Annotated in this window: 6 protein-coding genes; 1 reads left to right on the top strand and 5 read right to left on the bottom strand. The window is 43.7% G+C overall.

Features of this window, described 5'->3' with window-relative positions:
- Positions 1-282 precede the first annotated feature (282 nt).
- Complete coding sequence (locus tag DS891_RS23725; protein ID WP_174171107.1) at positions 283-1,095, top strand: hypothetical protein; 813 nt, start codon at positions 283-285, stop codon at positions 1,093-1,095.
- On the opposite strand, the gene DS891_RS23720 is transcribed toward DS891_RS23725, so the two are convergent.
- The 5 genes from DS891_RS23720 to DS891_RS23700 are packed head-to-tail and all read right to left on the bottom strand — an operon-like array spanning position 1,092 to position 5,861.
- Complete coding sequence (locus DS891_RS23720; protein WP_174171106.1) at positions 1,092-1,316, bottom strand: hypothetical protein; 225 nt, start codon at positions 1,314-1,316, stop codon at positions 1,092-1,094. The two genes, DS891_RS23725 and DS891_RS23720, sit on opposite strands and share 4 nt — an antisense overlap.
- A complete protein-coding gene (locus tag DS891_RS23715; RefSeq protein WP_174171105.1) occupies positions 1,309-2,955 on the bottom strand; it encodes a hypothetical protein in 1,647 nt (548 codons plus the stop codon). Before DS891_RS23715 ends, DS891_RS23720 begins: the two co-directional genes overlap by 8 nt.
- Positions 2,936-3,244 carry a hypothetical protein gene (locus tag DS891_RS23710; protein ID WP_174171104.1) on the bottom strand — a complete coding sequence of 103 codons (309 nt, stop codon included), beginning with the start codon at positions 3,242-3,244 and terminating at the stop codon, positions 2,936-2,938. The genes DS891_RS23715 and DS891_RS23710 overlap by 20 nt, the downstream gene beginning before the upstream one ends.
- Positions 3,244-4,194, bottom strand: a complete 951-nt coding sequence (locus DS891_RS23705) for a hypothetical protein (RefSeq protein WP_174171103.1) — start codon at positions 4,192-4,194, stop codon at positions 3,244-3,246. The genes DS891_RS23710 and DS891_RS23705 overlap by 1 nt, the downstream gene beginning before the upstream one ends.
- Complete coding sequence (locus DS891_RS23700; protein ID WP_174171102.1) at positions 4,194-5,861, bottom strand: hypothetical protein; 1,668 nt, start codon at positions 5,859-5,861, stop codon at positions 4,194-4,196. Before DS891_RS23700 ends, DS891_RS23705 begins: the two co-directional genes overlap by 1 nt.
- Positions 5,862-6,000: the final 139 nt, after the last annotated feature.

The following is a 6,000-nucleotide window of genomic DNA, read 5'->3' as shown; positions in this document are numbered from 1 at the left end:
TGATGCCGCGCGCGAAAACTTAACGCGAATTGTGCGATAAGTGCGAAAACCTATGATTTAAATATGTTAAATTCATTTTTATATAACAAAACAGCAAGGGCTAGCTCGTGAGGCCAGAAACATGTATCTTTGAAGCATGAATTCCATATTTCAAGGATGGTTTAGGTGTTAGAGAGGTTTAGAAACAACTTGCATGCAACAGTTAGATACTACTTAGTTGGTTATTTTATAAGGTATAGCTCTAAACCGTACGGATCATTGAGTCGCCCTGGTTATAGTCTAATGATCTATGTTCCACAAATAGATGGATCCGTTATTGATTGTCCAAATAGAGGCGACAAACTAAGATATGCAACGGTTGCAATCTCATTTTCACCTAAGCAGAAAAAATATGGAGGTCTATTTAAGGGAGATGTTGCGGGGCATGGGCCCCTCTATGAAAGCTGCCTTTCCAAAGACTATTTGCCCTTTGCTAAGTTTGCTATCGACTTTTATGCAGGTTCATATCGTGATAATGCAAACACATATTCCACTTGTACTTTACTGAAGTTCTACAGCTACAGGAAGTTTCGAGTAGTATATCTCTATGCTATAAAAGAAAGTATTATAAGATTTAGAAACATACTCCGAAACAAACTCAGGCCTTTAGAGATTGCAAAGTCAAAATACGAAGTATTTCAAGCGATTTTTAAGATTTCAAGCACATTGGATGAGGGGATTTTTGAACGAGGAGAGTTGATTGCTAAGCTGATTCCTAAGAATGACTTTATTGGGATCGTATCAGGTAGAGTTATTTATAACTCTATCGATTTGATTCTCAACTCAGCAGTAGATGAAGGGGAGCTTAAAGTTGTTAACAAAGGACAATCAAACCGGCGGTTCAGGCTTACGAGCAAAGGTATGAGTTTCTACACCGAAACAAAAGAACGTTATAAGCAAGATATTGCAATACTTGAATTGCAAAAGTCACAAGTTAGAACTCAAAAGTGGATTGTATTCCTAACTTGCGTACTAGCTTTTGCCACGGTTTTATCGTTAGTCGACAAGGTTGAGCAAATTAAAAACATTTATAATTCTCTTATCAGTCTCTTCTAAATCTCAATCTCACTATACGGCAAGTCAGGTGCTTGCCCTGTAATGCGATCGTTCTCTATATACACTGAACCTGACTGAACACTGTCACCCAGTACGCGGCTAGTTGTGCCATCGCTGTGCTCTACGGTAGTCGTACCATCATTATTAACTGTTAGCACTTTTACTATACTGCGCTGTGTGCCGGAGAGCACTGAACCGAGTCTGTTTAGTGTGTTAGACATTGCGTACCGCCTGAATTGTTTGATTTACCATAATCGCGCCTTGGTTGCTGATACTGGCAGAGATGGCCAGTGAGTCCACGGTTGCTTTGTATAGCTCGTCTTCGAACCTTACACCTGATAGCATACCTGGTCTGATTGGTGGCAGATCAGCTTTGAGCTTGGTGCGAATGGTTGCGGTTCGTTTGTTACCACTCCTGGCAAGTTCACATGTACCACGTTGGCGTGCAGCCTGTATATCGGTGATTAGATTGTCTACGATGTCGCGAGCGTAATCTGTTGCAGGAGTGCCTTGGCGCTTGATTTTACACGCTACACCTTGTTGTTCACCTCTCACAAAAACAACGTTGTGCTCTGGTTGAATGGTGTCTCGTGTATTGTGCTCTAGTATTAGGGCATCATTAAGTATGACATCCGGTGTTGCTTGCTCCGTACTCCACGGATTAACTGGCCACTCAGGCACAACCGAGACGGTTCTGGTTGTGTCGTTAATGTCCAGTATCGCACCAATACTGCTGGCTACTTTTAATAGTGCAGCCGCTGGCGTCAATCCTCGATACGAAAACGCCCCATCAGGGATTGGGTAATCAATCATTTGGTTGTCTAACGTCCAGCCTGTGTTTTCTAAAATGTCGGTCATGATACCTGCTAGTGTCTTATCAACGGTATTTACGTAATTACGCTCCCGCTGATACGGTGCTGCAAGCTCTGCAAACCTTGAGCGAATCGATGCGCTGTAACTATTATTCGCAAATCGATTGCTTGTACTGGGTTGCTCACAAATCATGATGAACTCGTAGCCATTAATGATTAGCTTTAACTGTTGGCCAATCGCACGTTCCATATCAATTCTGCTGCAAAACTTGATGTTGCCTGTTGCTGCAAACTGGCCGCGTTGCCATGTGCAGGTGATATTGTTGATTAGAATTTTTAAATCATCACTTAGTCGATTACAGCTGATTGATGGTTGCATGAGGTAATATCTCTGTATCTGTGGCTCAATGGGGATTTTGGAATCGATGGGGGGAATGTCATCATCTGAGCGAACTGGCCCACCAGGTAACCCCCAGTAGCAAACTTTTTCATACGGTGACATTCTGAGTTCAACAACGCCTATCTGTGGGGTGGCATTCAGCGCGTTATCAAATCGCACAATAACTTTACCCTTACGAGGGTGGTTTACTCGGTAGCAAATATATGCGCGCTCACTCGGCCCGTAATAGATGCAAAGTGCGGTTTCATGTTGCGAAGCCTCTCTCCAGACTTGGGTTGTCTCAACGTACTTTGCTTGTCCTTTACTCCATCTAAATTCACTTTCCTTTGTGATAACAGACATACTGCTTTTCCAATCTGTATTTATTTGCTGTTCAATAGCAGTTTGGTTTGCATGCCAAAGTAAGGAAGTCTCTCTGTGAAGTGCAACTGCGTTCGCCCAGCTCATTTGATAAATTGTGTCTAATGAGAGTGCATTGGTATATTGCAATCCAACCAGCACGGCATAGTTGTCGTTATTTGAGTACGCGATGTCGCAAAAAATCGCCACTTCTTTATCTTCTGGCTCCGGCTCAGGCCCTGAATTGAAAAATACCAGGACGGGGGACGTTTGTTTAGAGCATGGATACTTAAATCTGAGCTGTACCATTCAACGTCTCTGGTAATGCCACTAAATTAACGATTTCAGCCTGAACATAATCTACAATCGCAGCATTGTACGTTTCTGTATCGTCGAATATTACAACGGCGATATTATGGTCGGCAGCATAGTGCGATGGGAGAAATACATTGGTGCGTGGTCTGGCGTGTAATATCTGCTCTCCCGTATTTCGATTCAGCAATAACATGCGAGTGGCACTAGCATCATAGTCTACACGTAACAATCCCACGTCGAGTGCTGCCGTACGCTCAAAGGTCTTTAACTGGATTAACTGCATTACCAACTCTCCAAATTTAACCACAGTGCGGTGCCTGAGTTGTTTTCATGGTGCGGTATTGCGAGGTAGTTTGTGTTCCCGATTGATTTCAAAAATGGCATGTTTTCGCGCCCATAGCCATATTCCAGCGAGACGAATAGTCCTGGAAGTAGGCCTCTATGAGTGGGTCTAATGCTATCGTTTGTGTTTGATTTTCGGTCTCCTGTCACAATAACGAGTGGGCTCATCATACTTATTTCTGGTGTAGCATCGACGTACATATACCCCCTGCTATAAGAGCTGCCAAAAATAGAGCTAAAATATGAATTCTGGCTGTCTGGTGAACCATCAAGTGGATAGACAATGCTTGTACCGTACGCGCCTAAATGTAGTTGCTGACTGGCGTTCTCATTGTAATCTAAACTCCCAGACTCACGGTAATTTCCTGAAATAGTAAAAAACCTCGTTGGGTCATTGGGTATATGGTTGAAATAATCACCCACATAAAACAAATTGTGACTGCCACGGTTGAAAAAATTAACTGACATTTGATAGTTTGCAAATGAGAAAAAATAGAACCCATGAGTCGATGCTACGAGTATCCAGTTTTTGCGCGCATACTGCTCATTTGTTGACGATATGCCAAACCTAAATTTGGCACCATTGCGGGAGTGTTGGTCAAATGATACGTAATCTAAGCATCCTTGCGCGGTGATTATTTCTGCGTTGCTAGTTCCAGCGGCTTTTAATACTATATAGCCACCACTGGCTCCTTTTGCTGGGTCATTTTGAAATGTCAGGCACGGTGGGTTCGCTTGCTCTTCAACTAACAGCCATCCTGCTGCGGGTTTTTGTCCATATCCCTCAACGAGGCATTTTTTAAATAAGTTGAACCATTCCACAGGTGAGCCTTGTATTAGCTGCGGTGCACCTTCGTCATCCCATCTATATACAGTTACTGGTGTTGGCATTAGTCTTTACTCCCTCTAAATCCAAGCGTGGATTTGTCGTATTTAATTTCGGTATGCCCGGGGCTTACCGAGCGCGTGACCATAATTGGCTTACTTGCTGTGGTAGTTTCAAATAAAAACGCTTCGCCTGGATTCAATCCAGACCCTAACGCCTCTTTGCGTAGAACAAAAAATGGTGAGCCTGCATTTGCATTAATGGGCGTGCAGTCGCTGGTAATGTCGCCGTTATAAATAGTGCCTACATGCTCGCCCACAACATAAAACGCAGTAGTGCTGGTAAATACAATGGCCCAGCGCTGGGCAATGGTGCCAAGATTACTAAGCTCGATTGGATATTGTGTGGTGTTGATTGCGCTCGATGCGGGAGAGCCAAAATCACCAAAGTTGTTTTGCCAAGCACTCAGGGTTCGCTCGTCTTTAGTTAGCGCTTGTAGGTCTCCAAGTACGTAAGTGCTTGAGACCGTTGCGCCAACGTCATATGTTCGCTTAAGTGGTGAGAGTATTTTGAGCGTGTCGCCGTCGATTGCATCCACTAAGACCAACTCACTCAAGACGGTGGTTATGATGAACGGGCCAGAAAAGTTGGTAATGCCAGGCTTGATTGTGACTTTGCCAGAGGCTTTGTCATAGCTGTAATTGTCATCATTGGCGCTGTAGAGCGATAGGCCATCATTATCAACAATATCTACCCAGTTAGCGTCAACGGTTACCGTTAACTCTTGGCCATTACTCAGTGTTGCGTGTTGGGTTCGGTTACGGTCTTGCACGCACACAAGATTAAACTCATGGAATATTGGTACATAGCCGCCTTCCGGTAGTTTGCTGCGGTCAATGCCACCAGGTGGGCTAGGCACATTGATAATGGTGAGTTCATCATAATCATAGGTGATAGATTCCTGCACCATATCTACCGCAAACACCAGTGAAACCGTGCCATTACTACTTACCGAGCCAGATATATTAGTACCTGTGATGTTGCCATTGTCATCGCTAGATGCACTATATTCAGTGCCAGCCTCAGACGTTGCACGAATATAAATACTATTGCGAGCAAATGATTGAGACGGTAACGCAAATTCGATTTCTCGCAGTGAAAGTGGCTTTAACTGAATTAACGCGCCCAGCTCTTCGCTTACCGTCCCACTATAATCGATTGGCTCTAACTCAGTAATTACGCCTGTATCATAATCAATCGTCGCGATAATATAGCCAGAATGGATAAATCGACCACTACCATCATCCGTGATTATTTGGCTAGAGCCGGATTTTTTTAGCTTAACCGTCCCTTTAACAATGGTTTCTGTCGCACCTAATGTGATGTTTTGACTTGAGGCAAATGAATGAAACCTAAAATCCAGCTTTGATAAGTAGTAGATCCAAAGAAAGTATCCGCTAGGCAAATATCTTCCTTCGTACGCTTCCCCTGATACCACGGTGCCGTTGATAGTGTGCTGCTTCCAAAGAGAAAACCACGAATGCTCGCGCACAACAACTCTCGTGTAATCAAGCAATAAGTCTGGAATATCCACACTGAACTCACTTAAATTACCAAATGACTCAATCTTTTTGTATCGATAGCCTGTTACATCGCTATCGCTGTCCAGCTGTGGTCTCAGTCCTTGTTTAGACTGAGTGCGGGTAACACTTGGCGCTAAGGAGCGCTGCAAGTCCCGCACTCTTAGGTGTAGCTCGCCGCTTTGATATGGCGATGTTAAATGACTTAGCCCGTGGTACTTNAACAACTCTCGTGTAATCAAGCAATAAGTCTGGAATATCCACACTGAACTCACTTAAATTACCAAATGA

The sequence above is a fragment of the Pseudoalteromonas sp. JC28 genome (assembly GCF_013319255.1).
In the GTDB taxonomy this organism is placed as follows: Bacteria; Pseudomonadota; Gammaproteobacteria; order Enterobacterales; family Alteromonadaceae; genus Pseudoalteromonas.
The sequence above is the reverse complement of the archived record's forward strand: the minus strand, read 5'-3'. Positions and strand labels throughout refer to the sequence as shown.